Origin of the sequence: Erwinia sp. ErVv1, assembly GCF_900068895.1 — a bacterium.
Taxonomy (GTDB): domain Bacteria; phylum Pseudomonadota; class Gammaproteobacteria; order Enterobacterales; family Enterobacteriaceae; genus Erwinia.
In genome coordinates this window covers 1-521 of the sequence record NZ_CDPK01000030.1, presented here as the reverse complement: position 1 = coordinate 521, position 521 = coordinate 1, and the positions used below count along the sequence as shown (strand labels likewise).

Here is a 521-nt window from a genome sequence, read left to right as displayed (position 1 = left end):
TTTCATTCTTATTACGGAGAATGAAAACGATACGTCGTTTCAATTTTCAGCTTGTTCCGGATTATTAAAGAGCATAATACTTCGCAGCACACCGTTGCCGGTACGCTCTGAAGTATTGTCAGAAAACTGCATGGTGGAGCTAAGCGGGATCGAACCGCTGACCTCCTGCGTGCAAGGCAGGCGCTCTCCCAGCTGAGCTATAGCCCCATACAGTTACTGCAGAGACCTTCCACTACCACTCAACGTGAGTTCACCTGTCGCTGTGAGGCGGCAAATGTTAATTTTTGCTCATGCAGGGCATGCGGAAGGGAAGTTTACCTGAGGTAAACGACCGCGCGCATAACGCAGCATGAGTGAAAATTTGGTAGGCCTGAGTGGACTTGAACCACCGACCTCACCCTTATCAGGGGTGCGCTCTAACCACCTGAGCTACAAGCCTGTAGAGGTTTTTCTGCTCGTTACTTTTTCATCAGACAATCTGTTGTGGACACTACGCGGGAAGGTATCTTCAGGTAAGGAGG

At 49.5% G+C, this 521-nt stretch carries 2 tRNA genes; both read right to left on the bottom strand.

The window, feature by feature from the left end:
* Nucleotides 1–131: 131 nt before the first annotated feature.
* Nucleotides 132–207: transfer RNA gene (locus A1830_RS20805), tRNA-Ala, on the bottom strand.
* 155 nt (nt 208–362) lie between these two features.
* Nucleotides 363–439 (bottom strand) — tRNA-Ile (locus A1830_RS20800).
* Nucleotides 440–521: the final 82 nt, after the last annotated feature.